This window comes from Aeromonas sp. MR7 (assembly GCF_963899385.1).
In the GTDB taxonomy this organism is placed as follows: Bacteria; Pseudomonadota; Gammaproteobacteria; order Enterobacterales; family Aeromonadaceae; genus Aeromonas; species Aeromonas bestiarum.
Window position 1 is genome coordinate 44,105 of the sequence record NZ_CAWQXH010000053.1, and the last position, 25,328, is coordinate 69,432.

Annotated in this window: 24 protein-coding genes; 9 read left to right on the plus strand and 15 right to left on the minus strand. The window is 62.9% G+C overall.

Translation table 11 applies throughout. The features are described from left to right. The first annotated feature begins 206 nt into the window (after window positions 1-206). The gene (gene ompA, locus AACW87_RS21955) at window positions 207-1,313 is read left to right on the plus strand and encodes a porin OmpA (RefSeq protein WP_241326162.1); all 1,107 of its coding nucleotides are present in this window, start codon (window positions 207-209) and stop codon (window positions 1,311-1,313) included. 49 nt (window positions 1,314-1,362) lie between these two features. Here ompA and AACW87_RS21960 read toward each other — a convergent pair whose 3' ends face one another. After that, on the minus strand, window positions 1,363-1,815 hold the full coding sequence (locus AACW87_RS21960) for an HPP family protein (RefSeq protein ID WP_241326163.1): 453 nt from the start codon (window positions 1,813-1,815) through the stop codon (window positions 1,363-1,365). A gap of 78 nt (window positions 1,816-1,893) precedes the next feature. Here AACW87_RS21960 and AACW87_RS21965 point away from each other — a divergent pair, with 78 nt between their 5' ends. Then, window positions 1,894-2,448: a TetR/AcrR family transcriptional regulator gene (locus AACW87_RS21965; protein WP_241326164.1), complete on the plus strand. Its 555-nt coding sequence runs from the start codon at window positions 1,894-1,896 to the stop codon at window positions 2,446-2,448. 52 nt (window positions 2,449-2,500) lie between these two features. Next, window positions 2,501-3,598, plus strand: a complete 1,098-nt coding sequence (locus AACW87_RS21970; protein WP_241326165.1) for a hypothetical protein — start codon at window positions 2,501-2,503, stop codon at window positions 3,596-3,598. A 70-nt stretch (window positions 3,599-3,668) separates the two neighbouring features. Here AACW87_RS21970 and priA read toward each other — a convergent pair whose 3' ends face one another. Continuing rightward, complete coding sequence (priA, locus tag AACW87_RS21975) at window positions 3,669-5,876, minus strand: primosomal protein N' (RefSeq protein WP_241326166.1); 2,208 nt, start codon at window positions 5,874-5,876, stop codon at window positions 3,669-3,671. A gap of 146 nt (window positions 5,877-6,022) precedes the next feature. On the opposite strand from priA, the gene rpmE reads away from it, so the two are divergent. The 3 genes from rpmE to AACW87_RS21990 all read left to right on the plus strand — a co-directional run bounded on the left by rpmE (window position 6,023) and on the right by AACW87_RS21990 (window position 9,226). Further along, on the plus strand, window positions 6,023-6,238 hold the full coding sequence (gene rpmE, locus AACW87_RS21980) for a 50S ribosomal protein L31 (RefSeq protein WP_033129027.1): 216 nt from the start codon (window positions 6,023-6,025) through the stop codon (window positions 6,236-6,238). A gap of 116 nt (window positions 6,239-6,354) precedes the next feature. Continuing rightward, window positions 6,355-7,788, plus strand: coding sequence for a DUF2867 domain-containing protein (locus AACW87_RS21985; protein WP_241326167.1), 1,434 nt, complete (start codon window positions 6,355-6,357; stop codon window positions 7,786-7,788). A 181-nt stretch (window positions 7,789-7,969) separates the two neighbouring features. Further along, window positions 7,970-9,226: a malic enzyme-like NAD(P)-binding protein gene (locus AACW87_RS21990; protein ID WP_241326168.1), complete on the plus strand. Its 1,257-nt coding sequence runs from the start codon at window positions 7,970-7,972 to the stop codon at window positions 9,224-9,226. Window positions 9,227-9,302: 76 nt separating this feature from the next. Here the strand turns inward: AACW87_RS21990 and AACW87_RS21995 are convergent, their stop codons facing one another. The 4 genes from AACW87_RS21995 to trmA form a co-directional block, all read right to left on the minus strand. Then, window positions 9,303-9,485, minus strand: a complete 183-nt coding sequence (locus AACW87_RS21995) for a hypothetical protein (RefSeq protein ID WP_021138483.1) — start codon at window positions 9,483-9,485, stop codon at window positions 9,303-9,305. A gap of 54 nt (window positions 9,486-9,539) precedes the next feature. Then, a complete protein-coding gene (gene rstB, locus AACW87_RS22000) occupies window positions 9,540-10,865 on the minus strand; it encodes a two-component system sensor histidine kinase RstB (protein ID WP_241326169.1) in 1,326 nt (441 codons plus the stop codon). A gap of 85 nt (window positions 10,866-10,950) precedes the next feature. Continuing rightward, entirely contained in the window at window positions 10,951-11,658 is a 708-nt protein-coding gene (gene rstA, locus AACW87_RS22005) for a two-component system response regulator RstA (RefSeq protein WP_043142902.1), read from the minus strand. A 149-nt stretch (window positions 11,659-11,807) separates the two neighbouring features. Next, on the minus strand, window positions 11,808-12,941 hold the full coding sequence (gene trmA, locus AACW87_RS22010; protein ID WP_241326170.1) for a tRNA (uridine(54)-C5)-methyltransferase TrmA: 1,134 nt from the start codon (window positions 12,939-12,941) through the stop codon (window positions 11,808-11,810). Window positions 12,942-13,112: 171 nt separating this feature from the next. Between trmA and AACW87_RS22015 the strand changes: the two genes are divergently transcribed. Then, window positions 13,113-14,255: a DUF5610 domain-containing protein gene (locus AACW87_RS22015; protein ID WP_241326171.1), complete on the plus strand. Its 1,143-nt coding sequence runs from the start codon at window positions 13,113-13,115 to the stop codon at window positions 14,253-14,255. Window positions 14,256-14,345: 90 nt separating this feature from the next. Then, entirely contained in the window at window positions 14,346-14,879 is a 534-nt protein-coding gene (locus AACW87_RS22020; RefSeq protein WP_241326172.1) for an ATP--cob(I)alamin adenosyltransferase, read from the plus strand. Window positions 14,880-14,989: 110 nt separating this feature from the next. Here AACW87_RS22020 and malZ read toward each other — a convergent pair whose 3' ends face one another. The 9 genes from malZ to AACW87_RS22065 form a co-directional block, all read right to left on the minus strand. Then, a complete protein-coding gene (gene malZ / locus AACW87_RS22025; RefSeq protein WP_241326173.1) occupies window positions 14,990-16,819 on the minus strand; it encodes a maltodextrin glucosidase in 1,830 nt (609 codons plus the stop codon). A 5-nt stretch (window positions 16,820-16,824) separates the two neighbouring features. Next, window positions 16,825-17,673, minus strand: a complete 849-nt coding sequence (locus tag AACW87_RS22030; protein ID WP_241326174.1) for an HDOD domain-containing protein — start codon at window positions 17,671-17,673, stop codon at window positions 16,825-16,827. A 70-nt stretch (window positions 17,674-17,743) separates the two neighbouring features. Beyond that, on the minus strand, window positions 17,744-18,163 hold the full coding sequence (locus AACW87_RS22035) for an META domain-containing protein (protein ID WP_241326175.1): 420 nt from the start codon (window positions 18,161-18,163) through the stop codon (window positions 17,744-17,746). A gap of 188 nt (window positions 18,164-18,351) precedes the next feature. Next, complete coding sequence (gene yegD, locus AACW87_RS22040; RefSeq protein WP_241326176.1) at window positions 18,352-19,713, minus strand: molecular chaperone; 1,362 nt, start codon at window positions 19,711-19,713, stop codon at window positions 18,352-18,354. A gap of 178 nt (window positions 19,714-19,891) precedes the next feature. Next, window positions 19,892-20,881 carry a 2-hydroxyacid dehydrogenase gene (locus AACW87_RS22045; RefSeq protein ID WP_241326177.1) on the minus strand — a complete coding sequence of 330 codons (990 nt, stop codon included), beginning with the start codon at window positions 20,879-20,881 and terminating at the stop codon, window positions 19,892-19,894. Window positions 20,882-20,958: 77 nt separating this feature from the next. After that, window positions 20,959-21,450: a CreA family protein gene (locus tag AACW87_RS22050; protein ID WP_043142831.1), complete on the minus strand. Its 492-nt coding sequence runs from the start codon at window positions 21,448-21,450 to the stop codon at window positions 20,959-20,961. A 21-nt stretch (window positions 21,451-21,471) separates the two neighbouring features. Continuing rightward, window positions 21,472-21,918: an Mpo1 family 2-hydroxy fatty acid dioxygenase gene (locus tag AACW87_RS22055; protein WP_241326178.1), complete on the minus strand. Its 447-nt coding sequence runs from the start codon at window positions 21,916-21,918 to the stop codon at window positions 21,472-21,474. Between the two features lie 181 nt (window positions 21,919-22,099). Then, complete coding sequence (locus AACW87_RS22060; RefSeq protein WP_043554209.1) at window positions 22,100-22,954, minus strand: hypothetical protein; 855 nt, start codon at window positions 22,952-22,954, stop codon at window positions 22,100-22,102. Window positions 22,955-23,139: 185 nt separating this feature from the next. After that, complete coding sequence (locus AACW87_RS22065) at window positions 23,140-23,526, minus strand: TraR/DksA family transcriptional regulator (protein ID WP_042870327.1); 387 nt, start codon at window positions 23,524-23,526, stop codon at window positions 23,140-23,142. Window positions 23,527-23,993: 467 nt separating this feature from the next. Between AACW87_RS22065 and AACW87_RS22070 the strand changes: the two genes are divergently transcribed. Beyond that, window positions 23,994-25,325, plus strand: coding sequence for a glutamine synthetase family protein (locus tag AACW87_RS22070; RefSeq protein ID WP_043142823.1), 1,332 nt, complete (start codon window positions 23,994-23,996; stop codon window positions 25,323-25,325). Window positions 25,326-25,328: the final 3 nt, after the last annotated feature.

Sequence of the window (25,328 nt, forward strand, 5' to 3'; positions counted from 1 at the left end):
GGCCGGTTGCTGCCCGGACCTTTATTGTGATCCTGCATCTGAGCCGTTTTTCCAGTCGGGAATGTCGTCAGCTTCACACTCTTGAGTCCCAAGTCATTTGAGGCCGGCGAGAGATGGGATAACCTGATGAACGGGGCCGGGTTCGCCCCATCAGGGAAGATAAGCGCATAGCGCGCCCATAACGACTCATTGCAGAGGCTTTCACCATGAACAAATCGATACTTGCCGTGCTGGTCAGCGGCCTGCTTACGACGGGGGCCGTGCAGGCTGCCGCCCAGGACAACACCTGGTATGCCGGCGGCAAGGCCGGTTGGTCCAACTACTTCGATGTCGACCAGAAGCAGGTTGTCTCGGATACCCTGGGCGCGCTGCAAAACACCAGCACCAGCAAGGATGCACTCGGGCTGGGTGCGTTCGCCGGTTATCAGCTCAACCCCAACCTGGGGTTCGAGTTCGGCTATGACTGGTTCGGCAAGTACACCTCGTCCGGTGATCTGAGCGGGGTCAGGGTGGAGGGGGAAGCCAAGAGCCAGATGATCCAGGCCACCATGAAGATAGGGTTCCCGGTCAACGACGCGCTGGATCTCTATGGCCGGATCGGCGGCGGCTACGCCTGGACCAACAGCGAGCTGTCGGCCCAGACCTCGACCGATTTCATCAAGGAGACAGGCAACAAGCATGGGGCCGCGTTTGTCGGGGCGCTGGGGGCCGAATACGCCATTGATCGTGACTGGGCCACCCGTATCGAATATCAGTACACAACGCCGCTGGGGGATACCTCCCTCGATCGCTCCGGCATAGAGATGGATAACGGCCTGCTCTCCGTCGGCATGCTCTACCGCTTCGGTCAGCAGGGGGGCGATGTGGTGGCCCCAGCACCTGCGCCGGCCGTGGCGCCCGCTCCCGCAGCCGTGGTCGTCACCCAGCAATTCAGCCTGAGCTCGGATGTGCTGTTCGAGTTCAACAAGGCCACCCTGAAGCCGGCCGCCAGCCAGGCGCTCGATACCCTGTTCAGCCAGATAGTGGCCGCCAATCCCAAGGATGGCGTGGCGACCGTGATCGGACATACCGACCGCATAGGCTCCGATGCCTACAACCAGTCCCTGTCGGAACAGCGTGCCCGCAGCGTGGCCGACTACCTGATCGCCAAGGGACTGTTTGCCGACAAGGTACGGGTCGAGGGGCGTGGCAAGTCCTCCCCCGTGACCGGCAACAACTGCAGCAGCGGTTCCAAGCCTGCGCTGATCGCCTGTCTGGCACCGGATCGCCGGGTGGAAGTGCGGCTGGAAGGTGTCTCCCAGGCCGCCAAGTAAGGGTACTGGCATGAATCACAACAAGGGAGGCTTTGGCCTCCCTTGTTGTTTATATGGCCTTGGGCCGCCACAGCCGCACCCGCTGAAAGCCGTGGCCCAGCAGGATCAGCAGCAAGGCTCCGGGCAGCACTGTGTGCCACAGGAAGGGCCACTCTTGCCCCGTCATCAACACCAGCAAGGGGTTGGCGCCGGCGGGCGGGTGTATGAGGTTCAGGCCCTGCATCAGCGCTATGGCCAGCCCCACTCCCAATGCCAGCTGCAGTTCCAGCGGCAAGGGGAGCGACTGTACCAGCAGGCCGACCGTGGCCGTCAGCAGGTGGCCCCCGAGCAGATTGTACGGGCGGGCCAGCGGGCTGGCCGGCAGTGAAAACAGCAGCACGCAGCTTGCCCCGAAGGGCGCCATGATCAGGGCCGTGTGCCAGCTGACGTTCAGCCAGCCCAGTACCCCGATCGCCAGTGCCGCGCCCACGCCTGCCCATAACGGGCCATACCATTTTGTCATCACGTTTCCCTCTTGGTTTGTCTGACGTGATTAGGCACATTAGGTAGACAGATCGGTGTACTTCAAGGGGAAAATGACGTGAGTGAAAAACGGCAGCAGCTGATGGAAACCGCCTATCGGCTGTTCAATCGTCATGGCTTTCACGCAACCGGCATAGATCGCATCTGGGCGGAGGCAGGGAGCACCAAGCGTACCCTCTACCGTCACTTTCCCACCAAGGATGCGTTGATCGAAGAGGTGCTGCTGTCCCGTGAGCGGGAGTTTTTTGCCCTGCTTGAGGCGCGGCTCGCGGGTCGGGAGGGCAGGGAGGATCGGTTGCACGCCCTGTTCGACGGATTCGGGGAGTGGTTTGGCCGCAGCGACTTCTATGGCTGCAACTTCATCAATGCCAGCGCCGAGTTTGCCGACCCGCGTCATCCGGTTCGCAAGCTGGTGGTGGCACACAAGCAGGCGCTGCTGAACTGGGTCAGGGCGCAGCTCGGGTGCAGCCTCTCGCACGCCACCGGGCTCTGCCTGCTGCTGGAGGGAGCAGTGGTGATGGCCCACAGCTATCAGCAGCCGTTGGCGCTGGAGCAGGCCAGATCACTGGCCCTGGCCTTGTTATGTGCCGATGGCTCGGCTGCCACGCTCTGATATAGCCAATCGGTGTTAAGCCTGACGCGACATCCGGTCGATAACTGACCAGATGTATGGCGCCGAGGATCAACGTATGCGCATCGATCACTACGATCTCCAGGGAGAGGTACAGCACCAGTATCAACAGCTGCAGGCTCGCAAGGTACGCAACCTCGGGCCCGTCGCCCCTGCCGTGTCCGGGAGCCCTGCCGGGAATGAGGCCACGCCCACGACGGATCGGGTGGTGGCCGAACTGATGCGCACCGTCAGCGCGAGCGTCATGCAAGGGAGCGTGAGCCAGCCAGGCGGCGCCAGTGCCGAGAGCGTGCCCCCTCTGGTCAAGCCGGAAGAGGAAGAGGCCAGTCCCGACGAGGGGCTGGATAATCGGCTGCGGCTCATCAAGCTGATGATAGAGGCCATGCTCGGCCACGAGATAGAGCTGCCGACGCCCATCAAGCCGGCCGAACAGACCGCGGAGGGGGTGCCGACCCCGCAAGGGGAGGCAACTCAGGCCGCCCCCGAGCCGGATCAGGCGGTGGAGGTAACCGATACCCTGTTGCAGCGGGAGCAGCTCAACGTGGTGGCGGCGGCCAGCGTCGAGACCAAGGATGGTCAGACCCTGCAGCTCGATCTCGGCTTTGTGCTCGACTGGCGCCAGCTCGATATCAGCCAGCGCCGCACCACCCTCAATGCCCTCAAGGATCCGCTGGTACTCAGCCTGGATGGCAAGATTGCCGATCTGACCGAGGCGCGGGTCAACTTCGACATCGATCAGGATGGCAAGGACGACAGCCTGCCGGGTCTGGGCGAGGGCAGCGGTTTCGTGGCGCTGGATCGCAACGGCAACGGCACCATAGACGATGGCGGCGAACTGTTCGGAGCCCGCTCGGGCAACGGCTTCGGCGAGCTGGCGGCACTGGATGAGGATGGCAACGGCGTGCTGGATGAAGGCGACAAATCCTTCTCGGCCCTGCAGTTCTGGCGCCCGGACAATGCCCCCGTTGCGCTGGTGGAGCTGGGGATTGGCGCCATACTGCTGCACCCTCTGGATACCCCCTTCAATCACCTGGGCGAGGGCGGCAATCAGGGGGTCTTGCGCCAGTCAGGTCTCTATCTCACCGAGCAGGGCAAGGGCGGCTGGGTGCAACAGATAGACCTGAGGGTCTGATCCCGGGTCCTGGCTGGCGCATAGCGGGATCGCGAGTCGCCGCCAGCACCTGAGCAATATACCAACTGGCTCAGTTCAGCTCAGTGGGGTCTATGTCCAGACTCCAGCGCACCTTCTTGGTCTCGGGCCAGCCATCCAGCTCCTTGACCGCCCAATCCAGCAGTTGTGCCAGGGGGGCCCGGTTCGGTCCCTGCACCAGCAGCTGCATGCGGAATTTGCCCGCCTTGCGTTCCATGAAGCCGCTGATGGGCCCCAGCACCTGCACGTGGGGGTAACGGGCGCTGCGCAGTGTCTCGGCGAGGCGGGTGAGGAACAGCTGCACCTCGTCACGGCCAGTGGCCTCGGCCCGGAACAGCCCCTGATAGCTGAACGGCGGCAGCCCCAGCAGGCGGCGCTCCTTGAGCGCGGTATCCGCAAAATGGCCATAACCGTTCTGGGTCAGGTCCTGCAGCAGGGCATGTTCCGGGTGGTGGCTCTGCAACACCACCAGCCCGGGCTTGCTGGCGCGCCCGGCGCGCCCGGCCACCTGGGTGTAGAGCTGGGCCAGCTTCTCGGCGGCGCGAAAATCGGCGCTGAACAGGGCGCCATCCACATCCAGCAGGCCCACTAGCGTCACATCCGGAAAGTGGTGGCCCTTGGCCAGCATCTGGGTGCCGATCAGGATCTTGTATTTGCCCGCCTTGATGTCGCCGAGATGGGTCTCCAGCTCCCCCTTGCGGCGGGTGTTGTCTCTGTCGATGCGCACCACCGGGTATTGGGGGAAAACCGTGGTGAGCAGCTGTTCCAGCTGCTCGGTGCCGACTCCCGAGCCGATCAGCTCCTTGCTGCCGCACTCGGGGCAACTGTGGGGCAGGGGGCGCACGCTGTCGCAGTGGTGGCAGTGCAGGCGACGCCCTGCCTGATGCCAGGTGTACCAGGCGTCGCAGCGCTCACAGGCGGCGCTCCAGCCACACTGGTGGCAGATCAGCGAGGGGGCATAGCCACGTCGGTTGAGAAACAGCATCACCTGGTTGCCGGCCACCAGGTGCTCCGCCATCAGCTGCTCCAGCTGGGGAGAGAGCCCGGCCTGCAGCCGCACGCTCTTGATGTCCAGGATCACCTGGCGGGCGGTCTGGGCGTTGCCGGCGCGCCGCGTCAGGCTGAGGTGGTGATACTTGCCGGTTCTGGCGTTGTGCAGCGTCTCCAGCGAGGGGGTGGCCGAGCCGAGCAGGATGGGAATGCCGGCGCGATGGGCCCGCATCACCGCCAGATCCCGGGCGTGGTAGCGAAAACCGTCCTGCTGCTTGAAGGAGCCGTCGTGCTCCTCGTCAATGATGATGATGCCGAGGTTCTTGAACGGGGTGAAGACGGCAGAGCGGGTGCCGATCAGGATGGCGGCGCCGCCGTCGCGGCAGGCGAGCCAGGCATCCAGCCGTTCCCGATCGTTCATGGCCGAGTTCATCGCCACCACGGGCACCTTGAAGCGGCGACGGAAGCGATTGATGGTCTGGGGAGTGAGGCCGATTTCGGGCACCATCACCAGCGCCTGCTTGCCCGCCTTGAGCAGGGGCTCGAGTATGCTCAGGTACACTTCTGTCTTGCCTGACCCCGTGATGCCGTCCAGCAGGAAGGCGCCGAACTGGTTGCTCTGACTGGTGACGGCGGATACCGCCAGCGCCTGTTCGCCGTTGAGGCGCAGCCCCTCTCCCGCGTCAAAATGCGTCGCCCAGTCGCCGTCGTGGCTCGGCTCCAGGATGCGCTTCTCCAGCAGCCCCTTCTTCTCCAGCGCCGTGAGTGCCGCACTCTGGATCTCCTCCTGCTTGAGTGCTGACGGCGTCTGTGGCCCCTTGCGCAGCAGGGCGAGGGCCTGTTGCTGCTTGGCGGCCCGCTTGAGCTCGTTGAGATCGATCGCCATGCCGGCCTCGGTGGCAAACCAGAACTCCAGCTCCCGGTAGGCGGCGGGCTCCCCCTTGCGCACCAGCACCGGCAGGGCGTGGGGCAGCACCTCTCCCAGCGGATGCTGGTAGTAGCTGGCGCTCCAGGCCATCAGCGCCAGTATGTCCGGCCCCAGCACGGGGGCGCTGTCAAGCACTCGCTTGATGGGCTTGAGCTTGTTGCGGGGGACCTGGCTATCGGTCGGATGCTCCACCACCAGCCCGACCAGGGTCTGGGGGCCGAAAGGGATCTCGACCCGACAGCCGGGCTCAGGCAGGGGCAAGGGAGAGAGATAGTCGAAGTGACGGCGTAACGGCACCGGCACAGCCACACGAACCAGATCCAGCGTTTGGGAAGAATTCACCAGGGATTGCCTATTTTTTCTGCGAAGCCACTTGCCTGATCTCAGGCATTTCCTATATTATTCGCAGCCTTTGAAACTGTGTTCAACAATCGTGTGGTGTCCGACAAGAGATCGGATGGCGACACGGCCTATTATCGAGGTTGTCCATGAAAGCTAATATCCATCCCGAGTACGTCGCCATCACCTGCAAATGCTCTTGCGGTAACGTCATCAATACCTTCTCTACCCTGGGTAAAGATCTGAACCTGGACGTGTGCTCTGCATGCCACCCGTTCTATACCGGCAAGCAGAAAGAAGTTTCTAGCGGCGGCCGCGTAGACAAGTTCAACAAGCGTTTCGGTGGTCTGACTGCCAAGAAGTAATTCTACTTCTGAAGAATTCTGAAAAAGGCGCCCATCGGGCGCCTTTTTTATTGCGCGGCGTTCTGTATTGAAGCGGTTTGCCCTATGGTGTTGGCTCAATCATGGGAGAAAAACAGATGCGCACATGTCTGGTGATGGGAGCGGCAGGATATATAGGGTCTTACCTGGTGCCCCACCTGCAGGGGCTGGGTTATCGGGTGATCGCCGGGGCTCGTCGTCCCTGCCGTTTGCCGCTGGGCGTGGAGTTTCGTCTCGCCGACAGCCTCAAGCCCATTACCCTGCTGCCCGCGCTGGCGGGCATAGACACCGTCTTCTATCTGGTGCACGCCATGGGGGCCGGCGCCGACTTTCACCGGCTGGAGCAGCAGGGGGTGAAGAACTTCGCCGCCGCCGCCCGCGCCGCCGGGGTACGCCGCATCATCTATCTGGGGGCCATCCAGCCCGAGCGTTGCAATAGCCGTCACCTCAATTCCCGTCGCCATTGTGGCGAGCTGTTTCGCGAGGCGGGCGTGCCGACGGTGGAGCTGCGCTCCGGCATCATCATAGGGCCTGGCTCGGCCGCCTTCGAGGTGATGCGGGATCTGGTGTTCAACCTGCCCATGATGGTCACGCCCAAGTGGGTGCGCTCCCGCACGCCACCCATAGCGCTCTCCAACCTGTTGCACTACCTCGGCGGGCTGGTGGAGGTCGAGGGGGTGGATGGCCGGGTGCTCAACGCCGTCGGCCCCGAGCTGCTCAGCTATCAGCAGCAGTTGCAGAAGTTCGCCGCCCATATCGGCAAGCGCTGTCCCATCATCCCCATCCCGTTTCTGAGCCCCCGTCTCTCCGCCTGGTGGCTGCAATTCGTCACGTCTGTGCCGCAACCCGTGGCCAAGGCGCTGGTGGGCGGCCTCAAGCACGACATCCCGGCAGATGACGGCCCGCTGCGGGCCCTGCTGCCGCAAACCCTGCTCAGCTTCGACGAGGCGCTCGGAGAGAGTCTGGCGCTGGAGCAGAAGCTGGGGGCCGAGCAGCAGGGGCAGGAGACGCCGCTGGGGCTGCGCTGGCGCCACCCCGAGTACGGCTTCTATGACCGCACCGCCAGCGGGGAGGCCATCTGTCTCGCTTCGCCCGAGGTGGTGTGGCAGGTGTTGCAGCAGCTGGGGGGCGAGCAGCGCTACTTCTACATGAACGAGCTCTGGGTGGTGCGCGAATGGATGGATCACCTGATCGGCGGCCCTGCCCGCACCCGAGGCCGCACCAACCCGGATCGCTTCGTGAAGGGGGACATGCTGGACTCCTGGCAGATCCTCGGGGTCGACGAGGGGCGCAGGCTGGATCTGCTGTTCAACATGAAGGCCCCCGGAGTGGGGCGGCTGGAGTTCAACATACTGCCGGAGGAGTCCGGCCTGACCCGCATCAAGGTGACTGCCCACTGGCATCCCCAGGGGGCCTGGGGACTGGCCTACTGGCTCGCCATGCTGCCGTTTCATCTCTTCATCTTCCAGGGGATGACGGAGGCCATCGCCAGGCAGGCGGAGGCGAAAGCGGGCATCCCTGTGATGGGGTGAAACCATATCTATAACTAAATAGGTATTGGTGGTTGGCATGACATGCTAATTACTGGCTTGTCAGTGGTGGCGAGGCGATACTTTCCTCTGTGAAAGCCCGATGGTTTTCTTTATGATCTCCAGCCCTCGCCCGCTGGCGAGCCAATGCACCACTCCATTCACTTCCGTATCGGGGTCCCCCATGTCCGATCTGCGTCACGATCTTCGTCAACAAGCACTCGATTACCATGCCCAGCCCGTGCCGGGCAAGATTACCATCGCCCTCACCAAGCCCGCCGAGACAGCCCACGATCTGGCGCTGGCCTACAGCCCGGGTGTGGCCGAGCCGGTGCGCGAGATCGCCGCCAATCCCGATGATGCCTATCGCTACACCGGCAAGGGCAACCTGGTGGCCGTCATCTCCAACGGTACCGCCATCCTGGGGCTGGGCAATCTGGGCCCGCTGGCGTCCAAGCCGGTGATGGAGGGCAAGGCCCTGCTGTTCAAGTGCTTCGCCGGCATAGACGCCATCGACATAGAGGTGAAGCACGAGACCAGCCAGCAGTTCATCGACACAGTGGCGGCCATCGCCGACACCTTCGGCGGCATCAACCTGGAAGACATCAAGGCGCCCGAGTGCTTCGAGATCGAGCAGGCGTTGATCGCCCGCTGCGACATCCCGGTATTCCACGATGACCAGCACGGTACCGCCATCGTCACCGCGGCCGGTCTGCTCAATGCGCTGGAAGTGCAGGGCAAGCGCATCGAACAGAGCCGCATCGTCTGCATGGGGGCCGGGGCTGCCGCCACCGCCTGCATGGACCTGCTGATCAAGTGCGGCGCCGCGCCACACAACATCTTCATGCTCGATCGCCAGGGGGTGATCCACACAGGCCGCACCGATCTCAACCAGTACAAGCAGCGCTTCGCCAACGACACGCAGCTGCGCACCCTGATGGATGTCATTGAAGGGGCGGATGTGTTTGTCGGCGTCTCCGGCCCGGACGTATTGCCTCCGGAGGCTGTGGCCCTGATGGCCCCCAACCCGGTGATCTTCGCCTGCTCCAACCCGGACCCGGAGATCAAGCCATCCCTGGCCCACGCGGTGCGGGGCGATCTCATCATGGGCACGGGCCGCTCGGATTATCCTAACCAGATCAACAACGTGCTCTGTTTCCCCTTCATCTTCCGCGGCGCGCTGGACGCCCGCGCCAGCCGCATCAACGATGCCATGAAGATAGCCGCGGTGGAGGCGATCCGCGGTCTGGTCAAGGAGCCGGTACCGGCCGAGGTGCTGACCGCCGCCGGGGTGAGCGCGCTTTCCTTCGGCAAGGATTACGTCATTCCCAAGCCGATGGATGCCCGCCTGCTGCCACGGGTGGCCCGCGCCGTGGCGCTGGCGGCGGTAGCTTCCGGCGTGGCGCGCATCGCGCTGCCGGCAGATTACATGCTGAAATAAACTGGCGGTGCCATACCGACCACGACAGAAGGGGCCCCTGGGGGCCCCTTTTCATTACGGGAAGCTTGATACGTCGTTATTTGGTCTTGGGAGCGACCTTGACGGCCGGTGCCTTGGCATGAGTCGCCTTGTGGTGTTTTTTCACCACCTTGGTCTGGGTCGCCTGGGGAGCGGCGGCCTTGGTGGGGGTGGCTGCCATGGTGAAGCCGGAGGTCAGGGCGAAGACAGCGGCCAGGCTCAGGGGGATCAGCTTGTTCATATTCCAGTTCCTCATTCGGGTTGATGACATGGAGCGTTTCTCCATGACTTCATCCTAGGGCCGTTCCGCTGGCGGTTCAGTGAGTGGCTGGTGACGGTTTGTATCCAAATGTACGGGCAGCTTCAGGCAGAAGCGGGCACCGCTGCTGCTCGGCAGCAACTGCACCTCGCCACCGTGGTGGCGGGCTATGCTACGCACTATGGCGAGACCGAGGCCGGCGCCGCCGGTACGGCGATCCCGGCTCTGATCCAGCCGCACGAAGGGCTCGAAGATCTGGGGCGCCAGCGCCGGGTCTATGCCGGGGCCGTCGTCGGCCACCTCCAGCAGATAGTGATCCTGCTGCTGGCTCATGGCGAGGGTCACCCGGCTGGTGGCGTGGCGCAGGGCATTGCCGATGAGGTTCTCCAGCGCCCGGTCCAGCAATCGGGTATCGCCGCGCCAGGGCAGGGGATTGGCGGGGTGACTGAATTCGAGCCGGGTTTGTGGCCGCAGCGCCTGCCAGTCCGGGAGACGGCTGCCGGCCCAGCCGGCCAGCTCCAGCTCGCTGCATTGCAGCGGCAGCTCGGGACGATCCAGCCTGGCGTAGGTGAGCATCTCCTCGATGAGGGCGTCCAGGGCCCCCAGATCGCGATCCAGCCCCTGTTGTTCTTCTGCCGATGGCTGCGGGTCCAGCATGGCGAGCCGGTAGCGCAACCGCACCAGGGGTGTGCGCAGCTCGTGGGCGATGGCATCGGTCAGCTGCTTGCGACTGGCCAGCATGGCCTGCAACTGTTCCGTCATCTGATCGAAGGTGCGTCCCACCCGGCCCAGGCTGCTGCCGGCGGGCAGGCCGGTGCGGCTGGAGAGATCCCCGTCGCCGACCCGGCGGGCCGTCTGTTCGAGCCGCTGCAGGCCGCGCCAGTGCGGGCGCAGCCAGAGCAGGATCGGCAGACCCAGCGAGAGACCTATGGCCAGCAGCAGCCCCACATCCACCCAGTGCAGCTCGTGCAGATAGGAGAGATAGGGGACGGGGCCGACGATCAGCACCTGATCCGTCTCCGGGATGCGCTGCAGGAAGGTGTCATCCTCCTCGACTATGACTATGTTGCCCGCCTCGAGAAAGGCCTGATCCTCCTTGGCCAGCGGCTGGTTGGCGAGGGCGCCTATCTGCAGCGGCAGGGTAAGCTGGCGGCTCTGCTCCGCCATGCGTACGGGCCAGTGTTCCGGCGGCAGGCGGGCCAGTTCGCCGGTGAGCAGGCCGAGGGAGCCTTGCATCATCCGCTCCAGATAGCGGTCACCCGCCCGCTCGGCACTGACCTGATAGACGATGCCGACCAGCAGTATGGCCAGGGTGAAACAGCCGATCAGCAGCAGGTAGAACTGGATAAACAGGCGGCGCATGGGATCTTTCCTCTTTCCTGGATTGCGTCCGGGCGTTGCGTCTTTGCCCCCTCATCCCCCGCATGGAGAGAAGGGAGCATCAAGCTCATTCCCAGGCGTGGGGCACCAGCAGATACCCCTTCTGGCGCACCGTCTTGATGCGGGTCGGGTTGTTGCTGTCATCCCCCAGCTTGCGGCGCAGGCGGGAGATGGCCACATCCATGCTGCGGTCCTGGCCATCGTAGTCGCGGCCACGCAGGCTGCGAAACAGCGCCTCCCGTCCCAGGATCTGGCCCGCATGGCAGGCCAGCTCCCACAAGAGGTCAAAATCGGCGGTGGAGAGGGGGATGCTGTCGCCATCGAGGCGCACATCCCGACCCGGCCCGTCGATCTGCAGGCGACCGAACTGCAGGCGCTGGGGCGGCGTACTGGCCACGGCTGTTTGCGGTGCCTGTCCCTGCTGGCGGAACTGGACCCGCAGCCTGGCCAGCAGCACGGGGGGCGGCGTGGTCTTGAGGATGTAGTCGTTGGCACCCAGCTCCAGGCTGAGGATCTGGTTCATGTCGCTGTCGAGGGAGGTGAGCATGACGATGGGGCCCTTGAAGCGCGGACGCAGATCCCGGCACAGGGAAAGGCCGTCCTGCCCCGGCAGCATGATGTCGAGCAGCACCAGGTCGGGCTGCTCGGCCAGGGCCCTGGCCAGCGCCAGGTCGCCTCTGGGCTCCAGCAGCACCTCCATGTCGTGGCGGGCAAGCCAGCTGCTGATGAGCTGGCCTATTTCGGGATCATCTTCAACAAAAAGAATGCGTTGCATTGTGGCATGACACCCAGGCTGTGGCGCGGATGCGCGTGCCGCCAGCATAACGGCTCCGGCCGCCGCGTGCACTGGTATAAATAATCAAACAGGGCCCGCAGGCCCTGTCTTGTTTTGCTGGTCTAGCGGGGAGCTGTGCCCCGGCGGCATCAGCTTGTCTTGCGCTTGAGATAGACCCCGGCTTCCATATGGTGGGTCCAGGGGAACTGATCGAACAGGGCGAAGCGGGCGATCTCGTGGGTTTCGCCCAGTACCGCCATGTTGGCCTGCAGTGTCTCTGGGTTGCAGGAGATGTAGAGGATGTTGTCGTACTCCTGCACCAGCCGGACTGTGGCATCGTCGAGGCCGGCGCGGGGCGGGTCGACGAAGATGGTGTTGCACTGGTAGGCGCCGAGATCGACCCCCTTGAGGCGGTTGAACTCTCGCTCGCCGCGCATCGCCATGGTGAACTCCTCGGCCGACATGCGCAGTATGATCAGGTTGTCGACGCCGTTGGCGGCGATGTTGAACTGGGCTGAGTCCACGCTCGGCTTGGCGATCTCGGTGGCCAGCACCTTGCGGAAATTCTGGGCCAGGGCGATGGAGAAGTTGCCGTTGCCGCAGTAGAGCTCCAGCAGGTCCCCCTCGCTGCCCTTGGTCACGTCCAGCGCCCAGCCCAGCATCTGCTCGTTGATGGCGGCGTTGGGCTGGGTGAAGCTGTTCTCCACCTGCTTGTAGACCAGCTCGCGGCCCTGCACCGTCAGCCGTTCGATGACGAACTCCTCCCCCAGGCAGATCTTCTGCTTGTGGGCGCGGCCAATCAGTTGCAGCTCGAACCCCTGGGCCCGCAGGTCGGCCTGCAGTGCTTCGGCGGCTTGCTGCCACTCGCTTTCGAGCTTGCGATGGTAGAGCAGGCTGACGCAGATCTGGCCGGACTGGGTGGAGAGGTAGTCTATCTGGAACAGCTTGCGACGCAGCACGGGGTGCGGGCGCAGCCCCTCCAGCAGCACCGGCATCAGCTGGTTGATGAGGCGGCTGGCGGTGGGGAACTGGTCGACCCGGATGATCTCCTTGGTGGCAGGCGCATACATGCAGTGGAACAGGTCATCCCCCTCGTGCCAGATGCGGAACTCGGCGCGCATCCGGTAGTGTTCGGCGGGGGAGGCGTGCACTTCCAGCGCAGGCAGGGTGAAGTCGGCGAACAGCCCGTTGAGGCGCTCGCGCTTCTCGTCGAGCTGGGCCTGGTAGTCGGCGGGAGTCCGCAGGGCCTGGGAGTCGGCGCCAGCTTGCTGGATTTGGGTCATGATATACCTCACATGCACACCGGCAGGGCCGGGTCGAAATCGGGGGAAGGCAACGGGCCACCCAAAGGGTGTGGATTTTAAAAGGCCGTTGCAGATTGTCCAGTATTTTGTGGTCAAGAAGTGTTCAGTCAGGCCGATACCTGATCTACAGGCATGGTGGGAGGACACATTATGCAAATCGACGGCGTGGGCTCAGCCCAATCCAAGGGAGTGGGCGTTTCGCCCAAGGCACCCCAACAGGCACAAGAGAAGCAGATCAGCAACGCAGAGGAAGTCTCTCTGCACAAGCCGCCCAAGTGGGCTCAGGTGCTGGTGCAGCAGGCGTTGCAGTTTGCGCTGGAGATCAACGGTCAGGGTTATCAGGCACCCAAGGCACAGGAATCCGAGGAGATAACCCCGGAGACCCTGTTCGACTTCCAGTCGGTGGCGGACAACGTGCTGCAGTTCGTTACCGGACGGCTGGGCGCCGCCCGTGCGGACGGCAAGTCCGACGACGACCTGACCGGCATGATGGAGCAGGCCCGCAAGGGGGTGGACAAGGGCTTCGGCGACGCCAGGAAGCAGCTGGGCAAGTGGGCCACCGATAACGAAGACATCAAGACCGGTATCGATCAGAGCTACAAGCTGATCCAGAAGGGGCTCGACGAGTTCGAGAAGGAGTTTTTCGGCAAGGTCTCCTCCACCGACATGGGGCAGGCCGAGATGGCCAGTCGCCAGCAGGGTTCGCTGGAGATCCAGACCAAGGATGGCGACAAGGTGGTGCTGCGCTTCAATGACAGCTGGCAGACCAAGTCCCAGAAAGATGACAGCGGCAGCCAGTTCAGCCTCAAGTCGAGCCAGAGCTTCAGCTTCTCGCTGGAGGGGGATCTCAGCAGCGAGGAGATGGACTCCATCGGCAAGCTGGTCAAGGGGATCGACGATCTGGCGGGGAATTTCTTCTCCGGCAACTTCGAGGATCTGCTGAAGAAGGCGGGCGACCTGCAACTGGATGACAGCCAGCTCGCCTCCTACTCCCTCAAGCTCAAGCAGAGCGTCAAGCTGAGCCAGACCTACCAGGGAGCCCACTCGTTGCAGGATCTGCTCAAGCCGCTGGCGGACTATCTGCCCAAGCTTGATCAGGTGCAGCAACAGGCGGATGCCCTGCTGCCGGAATCGCAGCAGCAGGCGCTGACCCCTGCGGTGTTGGCGGCCCGCGGCCAGAGCGAACCGGCTCAGGTCAACAGCTTCACCAGCTTCAATCAGCGGATGCTGGAGGCGCTGCGAATGATAGGCCAGTTCCAGCCTGCGACCGAGCCTGCCAGCAAGAGCGTCTGAGTAGGCATCGCCCGGCTCAAGCCATAAGCTGCCGTTTGCCAGCTCCCCCGGGGGCTGGCAAACTGGCTCTTTTCCCAATCCGGCTACCTTATGAACCCCAAGAAGCCCAGAGACAAGCGCGAGCTCTGCTACCCCTTCATCTTCGAAACCCAGTTCCAGTGTGATTACGAGATCGCCACCGATGAGCTTTGCTGTCAGGTGGGGGCTGTACTCGCCCAGTTGCCAGTGGCAGAGGGAACCCGGGAGGTGGTGGCCGATCTGGGGGCCTTGCAGCGGCTCATCTACAACCTCAACGGCTCGGTACGTGGCAAGCTGGGCATCTTCGACGAGGATCTGGCGTGGCTGAAGGGGCGTTACGATCACTACAACGAGGCGAGCCGCGGCCGGGTCACGGGTTTTGTCTTGCCCCAGGGGCCCCAGCCCATTCCCACCCTGCATCTGTGCCGCTGCGGCAGCAAGAAGGTGGTTCGCCTGCTGGTGCGCCTCGAGGAGAGCGGGGTGCGCTTCGATCCCATCCTCTATCGCTTCGCCAACCTGCTGGCCAACTTCTTCTTCGTGCTGACCGTCTACCTCAAGCAGTTGTGGCAGGTGGAAGAGGTGCCCTACGTCAGCATCAATTACTGACAGGTTGGCTTATCGATAGCATACCGCCAGACAGTTGCTAACTGATTGTCCTGCATAAAAAACCGGGGCCAGAGGCTCCGGTTATCGTTTTCAGCTCGACAGCAGTACTCTCAACTGGAGAGCAGCACCCTGGCCGAGTTGGCGGGAATGGTCAGTTGTACCTGTCCCTGCACCACTTCGTACTTGTCGCCGTTGAAGGCATCGGTGAAGCGGCTGGCGGGGCTGGCGGTCTGCCACAGGGGCAGCTTGATGGTGCGTGGTTCGGTCGGATGACGGTTACAGGCCACCACCACCTGATCGCTTTGCAGGGAGCGGGCGAACACATAGCTGTGGGGGCCGGCGTAGAGGGTCTGGACGTCGCCACGGCGCAGGGCTGGCCGCTGCTTGCGGATCTGGATCAGCCGGCGGTAGTGATCGTGCAGCACGTGATCCCAGGCCGTGGTCTCCCAGGGGAAGCAGCGACGGCAATCCGGGTCATTACCACCCGAGAGCCCCACCTCGTCACCGTAATAGATGGACGGCACGCCTATGTAGGTGAGCAGCAGGGTGGCAGCCAAGGTCATGCGCTGTTTGTCTTCGCCCAGCAGATGCAGGAAGCGGGCGGTATCGTGGCTGTCCAGCAGGTTGAACTGGGCCAGCTGGTTCTTGAACGGGATATGGGCCCGCGCCAGCTTGAGCCAGCGATCAAGCTCGTCGGCGCTGATCTTGATGGGGTGATAGGCGATGTCCTGCCCCGCCAGGAAGGCACGGATCGGGTGGGCGAAGCCATAGTAGTTCATGGCGCCATCCTCCTGATCCCCCTGCAGCCACTGGCTCGCCTCGAAGAAGTGCTCGCCGAGCACATAGGCGTCCGGGTTCTCCTGTTTCACCGCGCCGCGAATGGCGCGCACATGGCCGCGATTGCCCTCGGCCGTGCCCCGCTCTCCCAGCATGTGGATGACGTCGAAGCGCCAGCCGTCGATCTGATAGGGCGCGCGCATCCAGTAACGGAGGATGGCGTCGTCGGCCCGGTAGATGGCGTCCTGCACCTGTTCGCTGGCAAAGTCCAGCTTGGGCAGGCTGCGAATGCCCTTCCAGCTGACGTAGTCTCCTTCGTTGTCAAAGGTGTAAAAGCTGCGCCACGGTGAGTCCGGGTTGCTCTGGGCCCCCTGTGGCGGGCAGAACCAGGGGTGCTGGGTCGAGGTGTGGTTGACCACGGCATCCAGGATGATCTTCATGCCGCGCTGGTGCAGGTTGCGGGTCAGCTCGGCGAACTGCGCGTTGCTGCCGAGGTGCGCATCCACCTTGAAGTAGTCCTGGGTATCGTACTTGTGGTTGCTCGGCGAGTCGAAGATGGGATTGAGGTAGAGGGCCGTGACCCCGAGAGATTGCAGGTAGTGCAGCTTGGCATCGATGCCCGCCAGATCCCCGCCGTAAAATTCACAGGCACCGTGCCCCTCTTCGTGACGGCTGACCGGCTCGCCCCACGCCTTGCTGATGACCGCCTTGCCTCTGTACTCATATTCGTGATGTTTGACGCTGAGCGAGGGATCGCCGTTGCAGAAGCGGTCGGGGAAGATCTGGTAGAACACCTGATCCTGCACCCAGGCCGGCGGCTGATGCAGGCTGTTGAAGCGAAAGTGTTGCTCCCGTGGCGGCATGGCCGGGCTGACGCCGGCACCGTGCAGCCACCACTGCTCCTCGTCGGTCAGGCACTTGAAGCAGTAGAGGTGGATATCCTGTCCCTTGGCCAGCGGCAGGGTCGCCTGCCACACCTGCAACCTGTCCCGGGTGGAGACAGGCGTCATGGCCACCAGATACTCCTCGTTGTCCGGTTCGTGGCGCAGCCACACCTCGCGGATCGGGGCATCCAGCGCACTGAACAGGGTGAGTTGCAGGGTGTCGGCGCTCTCTTTGAACCAGGGCGCCACCTGGGGATGAAACAGAAATGGATGGGTCATGATGCTTATTGAGTCAGAAGGTCGGCGAGGGCATTACCCTGTTCGTGGAGCGTTTCGAGCTGGCCTGACAGTGACTTGGGATCCAGCCCCAGCTGATCGGCGAGCGGCTTGGGGAAGCGGGCTATGATGGCCTGGACGGGCACGCCCGCATTCCAGGCGAAGGAGATGAAGACGGCGAGCCGGATCAGCACCGCCTCCTTGCTGACCGGATCGTGGGAGAGGGGATCCAGCTGCTGGGAGATGGCATCGACGAAGGCTTCCGACAGGTTCCAGCGCCGCGCCAGCTCGGCGCCGAGCTGAGCATAGTCGTAGCCCAGCATCTCCCGCTGGGCCTCGACCCTGCTGCTGCCCTTCTGGATCGCCATGTTGATGAGCTCGGCCTCTTCCGGCAGGGTGCTCTGGATGAGCAGCTCGCCAATGTTGTGGATCAGGGCGCAGGTGAAGGCGGTCTCGGGATCGAGCACCTTGGCCTCCTGGGCCAACGTCTTGGCTATGGTGGCGACCTGGAAGGTCTCGGTCCAGAACTTGTTCTTGTCGAAGCTGGGGGGAGCCTTGAAGCTGCCTATGATGCCGGAGGCGACCACCACGGAGCGCAGCCGGTTGAAACCGAGGCGGATCACCGCCTGTTCGATGGAGGTGACCTCATTGCCACGGCGCAGGGCGGCCGAGTTGGCCATGCGCAGCACCTTGACGCTGATCACCTGATCCATGGCGATCTTGGCCGCGATCTGGTCGATGCGGGCGTTTTCATCGTTGAAGCTCTGCATCAACTCATGCAGCAGCTGCGGGATAGTGGGGAGTTGTTTGATCTTGTCAAACAGACGATCCATCGACATGGCTGAGACAGCCTCCATTGCGAGCACTGCCTCATAGTGTGCCACAGGCGGGACACATGTTCCTGTTTGTGATGCCGGTTTGTGAGCGCTAGTGCACCCAGTCCCGCAGCTGGTATTCCAAACGGTGCCGTTTCCCTTCCAGGATCAGGGTCTGGGTGGTGCCGCTCAGGGTGGCCCCTTCGGTCAGGGTGGTGATGACGGCCTGCTCTATGGCCTCGAGCCGTGCCTGACAGGCCATCTCCGTGCTGCCCAGGCTGGTGACCCAGAATCTGTCGCCCTCGAGGTGTCCCTGGCCAAAGTAGCGATTGCAGCCGGCGATACCATTGACGGTGAAGTGCTCACCTATCTCGAAATCGGGCGGGTTGTCGCGAGAGGCCGTGATGGCCTGGCCATCCAGTTTGTCGAGCACCCAGTGATGGTGCTGCAACTCTTGCTGGACGAACGAGGGTGTACTGCTGCAGGCGCTGAGCAGGATCAGGGCGAGCAACAGTAGCAAGAATCTGGGCATGGAAGGGCTCCAATAGTGGGAGCGACAAGCATACCTCCTGCGCAGCCCTCGGGGCAGGGCGAGGGGGGCCGCCCCCGACCGCTTCTGTCGCCCTGCTGGTCAGCCCTGTGTCGTTAAATGGCAACACTTGCAGGCTGGCGGGACACGTTCGATGCCAACAAGACGACAGGAACCCTTATCGCTCTGTATCAGCGGTTGAACAGGCGCTCGGCGTAACGGGCCAGCCCTGCGGCGACCGAGCCGAAGTCATCGCCGCCCTCAAGCGGAATCGTGGGCAACTTCTGACGAATGAAGGCGGCGATGAGCGGCGAGCGGGCGCTGCCGCCGGTGACGAAGATACGGTCGGGCTGTACACCTGCGGCGGCAATGGCTTGGTCCATCAGCTCGCCAATCTTCTCCAGCAGCAGGGCCGAGGCGCTGGCCAGCTGCTCGCGATTGAGCTCAGCCTCCAGTCCCTTCTCCAGCTCGCTCAGAGACTGATGATTCGATTCCTGCTCCGAGAGGGCGATCTTGCCCTGCTCGGCGCGCCACACCAGCTGGTGGCTCAGCTTGTGGGCCCGAAGATTGGCGAGGCGACCCAGCTTGCTGCCTGGCTGGCTGTCGAGCTGCAGATCCTGCAACTGACGGGCGGTATCCAGGCTGTAGAAGCGGCCCTGGGCGCTGACGTCGTTGATGGCGGCCGCATCCCAGAACAGCGGGTGGGGCAGTGGCTTGCCGGTCTTGAGGGTCTCGTGCATGCCGAGCAGCGGCATCATGCCTTCCACCGTCAGCCGGATGTCGAAGTCGTTGCCGCCGATGCGCTGGCCGCTGTGGCCAAGCAGATCGCCGCTGCGATCCAGCTGGTCGCGATGGCTCGGGCCCATGCGCAGCATGGAGCAGTCCGTGGTGCCGCCACCGATATCCACCACCAGCACGACGGCATCTTCGTCGAGGCGCGCCTCGAATTCGAAACCGGCCGCCACGGGTTCATAGAGGAACTCCACCTGCTCGAACCCGGCCAGACGGGCCGCCTCGGTCAGGATGGCGATGGCCTGGCTGTTGCTCTCCTCCCCGGCCAGCCCCTGAAAGTTGACCGGGCGACCGATCACCGCTTGGCGGATCGGGGCGCCAAGCTGCTGCTCCGCCTCGCGGCGTACGTGCAGCATCATGGCGCAGACTATGTCTTCGAACAGCGCTATCTGGGGGGCCTTGAGGCCGTAGGCGCCGAGGAAGGATTTCGGCGACTTGATGTAATAGCCGTCGTCCGGCTCCTCCAGATAGCGCTCCAGCGCCGCGGCGCCGAAGCTGAGCTCGTCGATCAGCCCCTCTTCCCGCATCTGGCGGCGCACGGCCTGGGCCCGGGTGACGACGGGGCCGCGCAGCTTGAGGTATTCCGCCTGCTGGGCAGGGGCCAGCTCTTCGGCCAGCAGACCGGCGATGGCCTCTCTGTGGGGCGCGTGCAGCGTGGAGGGGAGATAGCGGGAACCGCACAGGGTCAGCAGCCTGGGGCTGCCTTGTTCCATCACGGCGACGGCACAGTTGGAGGTACCGTAATCAAATCCGATAAACATGGGCTGCCAGACTCCTGAATAAAAAAGGGCAGGTAGCCTACCCGATGGCGTCGGGTCTCACAACCCGGCGCCATGGTTATTGCGGCCGCAGGGGAGAATTGCATGACGAAGAGCGGGTCTGTGTACTAAACAGAGGGAGTGGCTCCCTCTGTCGTTCATGGCTGCGGGTGCGAGAGGATTACTCCACCTCGTTGTCGCTGTGGCCCTGGCTCTCGATGGCCTTGAGGTTGCCGAGGGTGGTATCGGCGATGGCGTGCAGCGCCTCGCGGGTCAGGAAGGCCTGATGGCCGGTAAACAGCACGTTGTGGCAGGCTGACAGGCGACGGAAGACGTCATCCGTGATTACCTCGTTGGACTTGTCGGAGAAGAAAAGGTCTTCCTCTTCCTCGTAGACGTCCAGCCCCAGGGCACCGATACGGGAGGTCTTGAGCGCCTCGATGGCGGCGTTGGAGTCGAGCAGGCCGCCCCGGCTGGTGTTGATGATCATCACACCATCCTTCATCTTGGCGAACGCCTCCTTGTTCAGCAGGTGGTAGTTCTCCTTGAACAGCGGGCAGTGCAGGCTGATGACGTCGGACTGGCGGAACAGGGTGTCGAGATCCACGTATTCGGCCCCCAGCTCGATGGCCGCCTGGTTCGGATAGGGGTCACTCACCAGCAGCCGCATGCCGAAACCCTTGAGGATGCGCAGGGTGGCGATGCCGATCTTGCCGGTGCCGATAATGCCGGCGGTGTGGCCGTGCATGTTGAAGCCGACCAGGCCTTCCAGCGAGAAGTTGGCATCGCGGGTGCGCTGATAGGCCTTATGGATGCGGCGGTTGAGGGTCATCATCAGCCCCACCGCGTGTTCGGCGACGGCTTCGGGGGAGTAGGCGGGCACCCGCACCACTTTTAGCCCCAGCGCCTTGGCGGCGACCAGATCCACGTTGTTGTAACCGGCGCAGCGCAGAGCGATCACCCTGGTGCCGTTGGCGGCCAGCTCGGTCAGCACCTCCCGATCGGCATCGTCATTGACGAACAGGCACACCACGGGGAAGCCGTGGGCCAGCCGGGCTGTCTTGGCCTCCAGCCGCACGTCGAAGAACTCCAGCTCGTAGCCGTACTGGCTGTTGGCCTGATTGAAGTGATCCTTGTCGTAGCTCTTGGTACTGAAAACGGCGACTTTCATGGTGCGCTCTCCGCAAATAATGATGTAGTTAAATTACAACAAATCAGACGCTTCATCACGGCTTAAATGGCGGCTTCTCAGCCCCACGGCATGATGGGAACCGCGCTCACTGCGCTTTTATACGAGCCATCCACCAGCTTGGTGCTGTAGGTCAGATAGACAAGTGCCTTGCGCTTTTCGTCGTAAAAACGCACCACTTTCTGCTCCTTGAACACCAGCGAGGTGCTGACGTCGAACACCTCTTCCCCCGCCTTCAACTTGGCAGGCAGGGTGATGGGGCCAATCTGGTGGCACGACAAAGAGGCGTGAGAGGGGTCTTCCGCCAGCCCAAGCCCGCCCTTGACGCCGCCGGTCTTGGGGCGTGCCAGGTAGCAGGCGACGCCCGCGATGCGGGGGTCATCGAACGCCTCCACCAAGATCTTGTGGTTGGGGCCCACCAGCTTGAAGGCGGTGCTCACCTCACCTATGGGATCGGCCTTGTCGGCCAGCGCCGGGCCGGCGAGCAGGGCCCCCAGCAGCAGGGGCAGGGCAGGACGGAGCCTGTTACTAAGCGTGTGGCGGTATGACATTGTCTCTCCTGTTGGCCTCCCTCAGTAGGGAATGCCCAGACGACGATAGAGGCTGGCCAGCACCCAGGCGGGGCCGATCAGCAGAAATTGCAGGTCGGCGAGGAAGGAGGGGCGTTTGCCCTCGATCCTGTGACCGACGAACTGGGCTATCCAGAGCAGCCCGAAACCCACCAGGGCGGGCCACAGCAGTGGCCCCTGCCACTGGTAACAGCCCCACAGTCCCAGCGCGGTCAGCACCGCCACCCCCACAAACAGGGGGAACGACAGCCGCAGATAGAAGGCCAGCACAGGGATGGCCACCAGCGCCGCCCAGTTGAGCGAGGACGGCAGCGGGCCGGTCGGCAGACACCAGAGCAGCGCCAGCGAGCAGAGGTAGATGCCGGGCACGGCCAGCTTGTGGATCGCCACATTGACGGGGTGCTGGTGGCTCTGGCCGTAGTCGCTGAACCATTCATCGAGTCGTTTCATGGCACCTCCCTGGTGCTGCGGGTTGAAACCTCGGCTGGCTGGCGTGTCCCTTGCCAGCCCTGCCATCGCCTCTGCGTTTCTCTGCCCGGGCGGCTTGAGCTATGTCGCTGCGTCGGGTAATCCCAATGCAGAGGCCGGGGCTCCATACTGCGGTGGATAATCCCCACGGCCCCGGAGCCCATTATTGGGGTGGATAATCCCAATATTGGGCCGGAATGCTCCTGAGCAAGGGGGTCATGTCCGGATTGGGCAGCGAAATGGTGACCCGCTGGTTCAGATTGGCGCTGGCGAGGGCCTCACGGATCTTGGGGTTCTCCCGGAAGAAGGTCATGAAGCTGCCATCGGCATAGGCGCGTTCCAGTCCGGTCTGGATCGCCTTGGCCAGCTTGGGAGACTCGGGGCTGACGAAGAAGAACTCGGCAAAGGGATAGCGGATCAACAGGTGCTGATCTATCACCAGGTTGGGGTATTGCGCCACCAGTTCGCTGCGTTCGGCGAAGATCTCCACCAGATTGCGCGGGAAGAAGTCGAGCTTGTCACCGTCGTTGATCAGGCGAAACAGGTTGCTGTAGCGCCCGGAATAGGTGGGAATGCCGGCATTTTCCAGGATCTTGTTGTCGGCCCAGCCAACCCCCTGGGCCGCCTTCAGTCGCTTGAGATCGGCCAGCGAGTTGACCTGATTGAACTTCTCCTGGGCATCGCTGTGGATGAAGGAGAGGCGCAGCCCTTCCAGACCGCGAAACAGCGGGATCGGCACGGCGATGAGGGAGGATTCGAGTGCGCTGGAGGTGCCCATCCAGAACACATTGATGGTTTGGCCCTTGCCCAGCTGTTGCTGCAGGCTGTACTGGTTGAGGTTGAGCTCCACCTGCTGGATGCGAAATGGCTGTCCGGAGCGGGTCAGCGCCAGTTCCAGCAGCTTGAGCTGGTATTCCTTGTCGAGATCGTTGATCGGTCGGCTGGGGACCTTGACCGTGAGGGTCTGTGCTTGTGCCAGCAACGGCAGACACAAGCACAGTTTGAGGAACCATTTCACTCTCTGCTCTCCTGTAGATTCCGGGCTTGCCCGGAGTCTAACAGAAGTTGTCACTCTCTTGTGCGACGCCGTGATCTGGGCTCATGTGCAGCTTTTGGTCCGCATTTATCAACATAAACGCCGGTTCCTGCGCTGTACCTTGCCGACGACTTATCGCGACCGGCCAGTGACGGCTCTTCGCAGGATCAGGCGACGCGACGATACACGTGGGTATCGTTGAACTCCTTGGTACTCTGGCATTCGACGCAGAAGCGGGACTCAGGCCGAGCCTGCAGTCGCTTGAGGGAGATCTCGTCACCGCAGGATTCGCAGTAACCGAACTCTCCTTCGCCGATACGCTTCAACGCCCCTCTCAACTTGCGCAGATGCAGCTTGTCATGCTCGATGCGGTTCAGCTCCAGACGACGGGCTTCCTCGATACTGGCACGGTCAATTTCATCTGCCATCTCGTTGGTATCGGTGGCGATGGCCTGGCTGGCCTGGGAGTTGAGGCGATCCTCGAGTTCGAGGATTTGGCGCTCGATCTGTCCCTTGTAAAAGGCCAGTTGGTCTTTAGTCATGAAATCACACATACGGTTTACTACCAGTCAGTTACTAACCCAATTATCCCTGTTTATGGGGGCTGTCTGCCTGCAGACCAAGCCCTGTGTCCTGCATTTGCACCAAATCCAAGCAGGAGAGTGCAAATCAGGGCGGGCCTTGTACCAAAAAAATGCAGGCATGCAAAGCAAATAGGGCAAGGATTGTGCGCCCTTGCAAAAAAATGACCCGATTCGGACAGGGTCTGACTGAGAACATGGGGGATCAGGCCCCCTCGTTGGCACCGGGATTGCAGTGAGCTGTGAGGGGGCCTGGGTGTTTAGTATTTGGTGCCGCCATGGTCATTATATGCACCGTTATTTATAGTTTTTTAAACACCACCGCTTGACATTGGCCATAACGGCGGGCTTTTATGGTGGTGTTGATTACAATTTGATAACAAGGGTGTTCCATATATTAGACACCCTTGCCAATGGCAATCGTAAAGTCGGGGTTTAACATGGACAGTATCAAGGGCTGGATGGAGAGCAATCGCATCACGGAAGTGGAGTGCCTGTTTCCGGATTTCACCGGTAATGCCCGAGGCAAGATCATTCCAGCCAACAAATTTTTGCGCGAAGGGGGCATGCGGCTGCCCGAGGTCATCTTCACCCAGACGGTGACCGGCGAGTACCCGGATGACGACAGCATGATAGACCCGCTGGAGCGGGACATGCAGCTCTACCCGGACCCCAACACCATTCGTTTCGTGCCCTGGGCACTGGAGCCGACCGCTCAGGTGATCCACGACTGTTTCGACATCAATGGCAAGCTGATCGACATAGCGCCGCGCTCCGTGCTGCGTCGGGTCCTGTCATTCTATGAGAAACAGGGCTGGAAGCCGGTGGTGGCGCCCGAGCTGGAGTTCTATCTGGTCAAGCGCAACGAAGACCCCGACTATCCGCTGGTGCCGCCCGTTGGCCGCAATGGCCGACCCGAGACGGCCCGCCAGTCGTTCAGTATCGATGCGGTCAACGAATTCGACCCCATCTTCGAAGACATGTACGACTACTGCGAGGCGCAGGAGCTGGAAGTGGACACTCTGATCCACGAATCCGGCGCCGCCCAGATGGAGATCAACTTCCTGCACGGCGATGCCATCGATCTGGCGGATCAGGTGTTCCTGTTCAAGCGCACCATGCGTGAGGCGGCCCACAAGCACGGCATCTACGCCACCTTCATGGCCAAGCCGATGAGCGACGAGCCGGGCTCCGCCATGCACATCCACCAGAGCCTGGAAGATGTGGACGGTCGCAACCTGTTCGGCACGGAAAATGGCGGCAATACCGAGCAGTTCATGCACTTCATCGCGGGGCTGCAGAAGTACACCCCGGCGGTGACCGCCCTGCTGGCACCGAACGTCAACTCCTACCGTCGTCTCACCTTCGGCGAGAGCGCGCCGCGCAACGTGCAGTGGGGGGTGGAAAACCGCACCTGCGGCCTGCGCGTGCCCTTCTCCGAGGCCGGTGCGCGCCGCGTCGAAAACCGCTTCGCCGGGGCCGATGCCAATCCGTATCTGGCCCTGGCCGCCACCCTGGCCTGCGGCTACCTCGGCATGATGGAGAAGCTGGAGCCGCTGCAGGAGATGAAGTCGAGCGCCTATGACCTGCCCTACAGCCTGCCCCGCTCGCTGGAGGAGGCACTGAGCCACCTGGAGCAGTGCGAGCCCATCAAGGAGATGCTGGGGGAGCGCTTCATTCGTGCCTTCGTCGCGGTCAAGCGCAAGGAGTACGAGACCTACTTCGGGGTGATCAGCCGCTGGGAGCGGGAGTTCCTGCTGCTGAACGTGTGATCC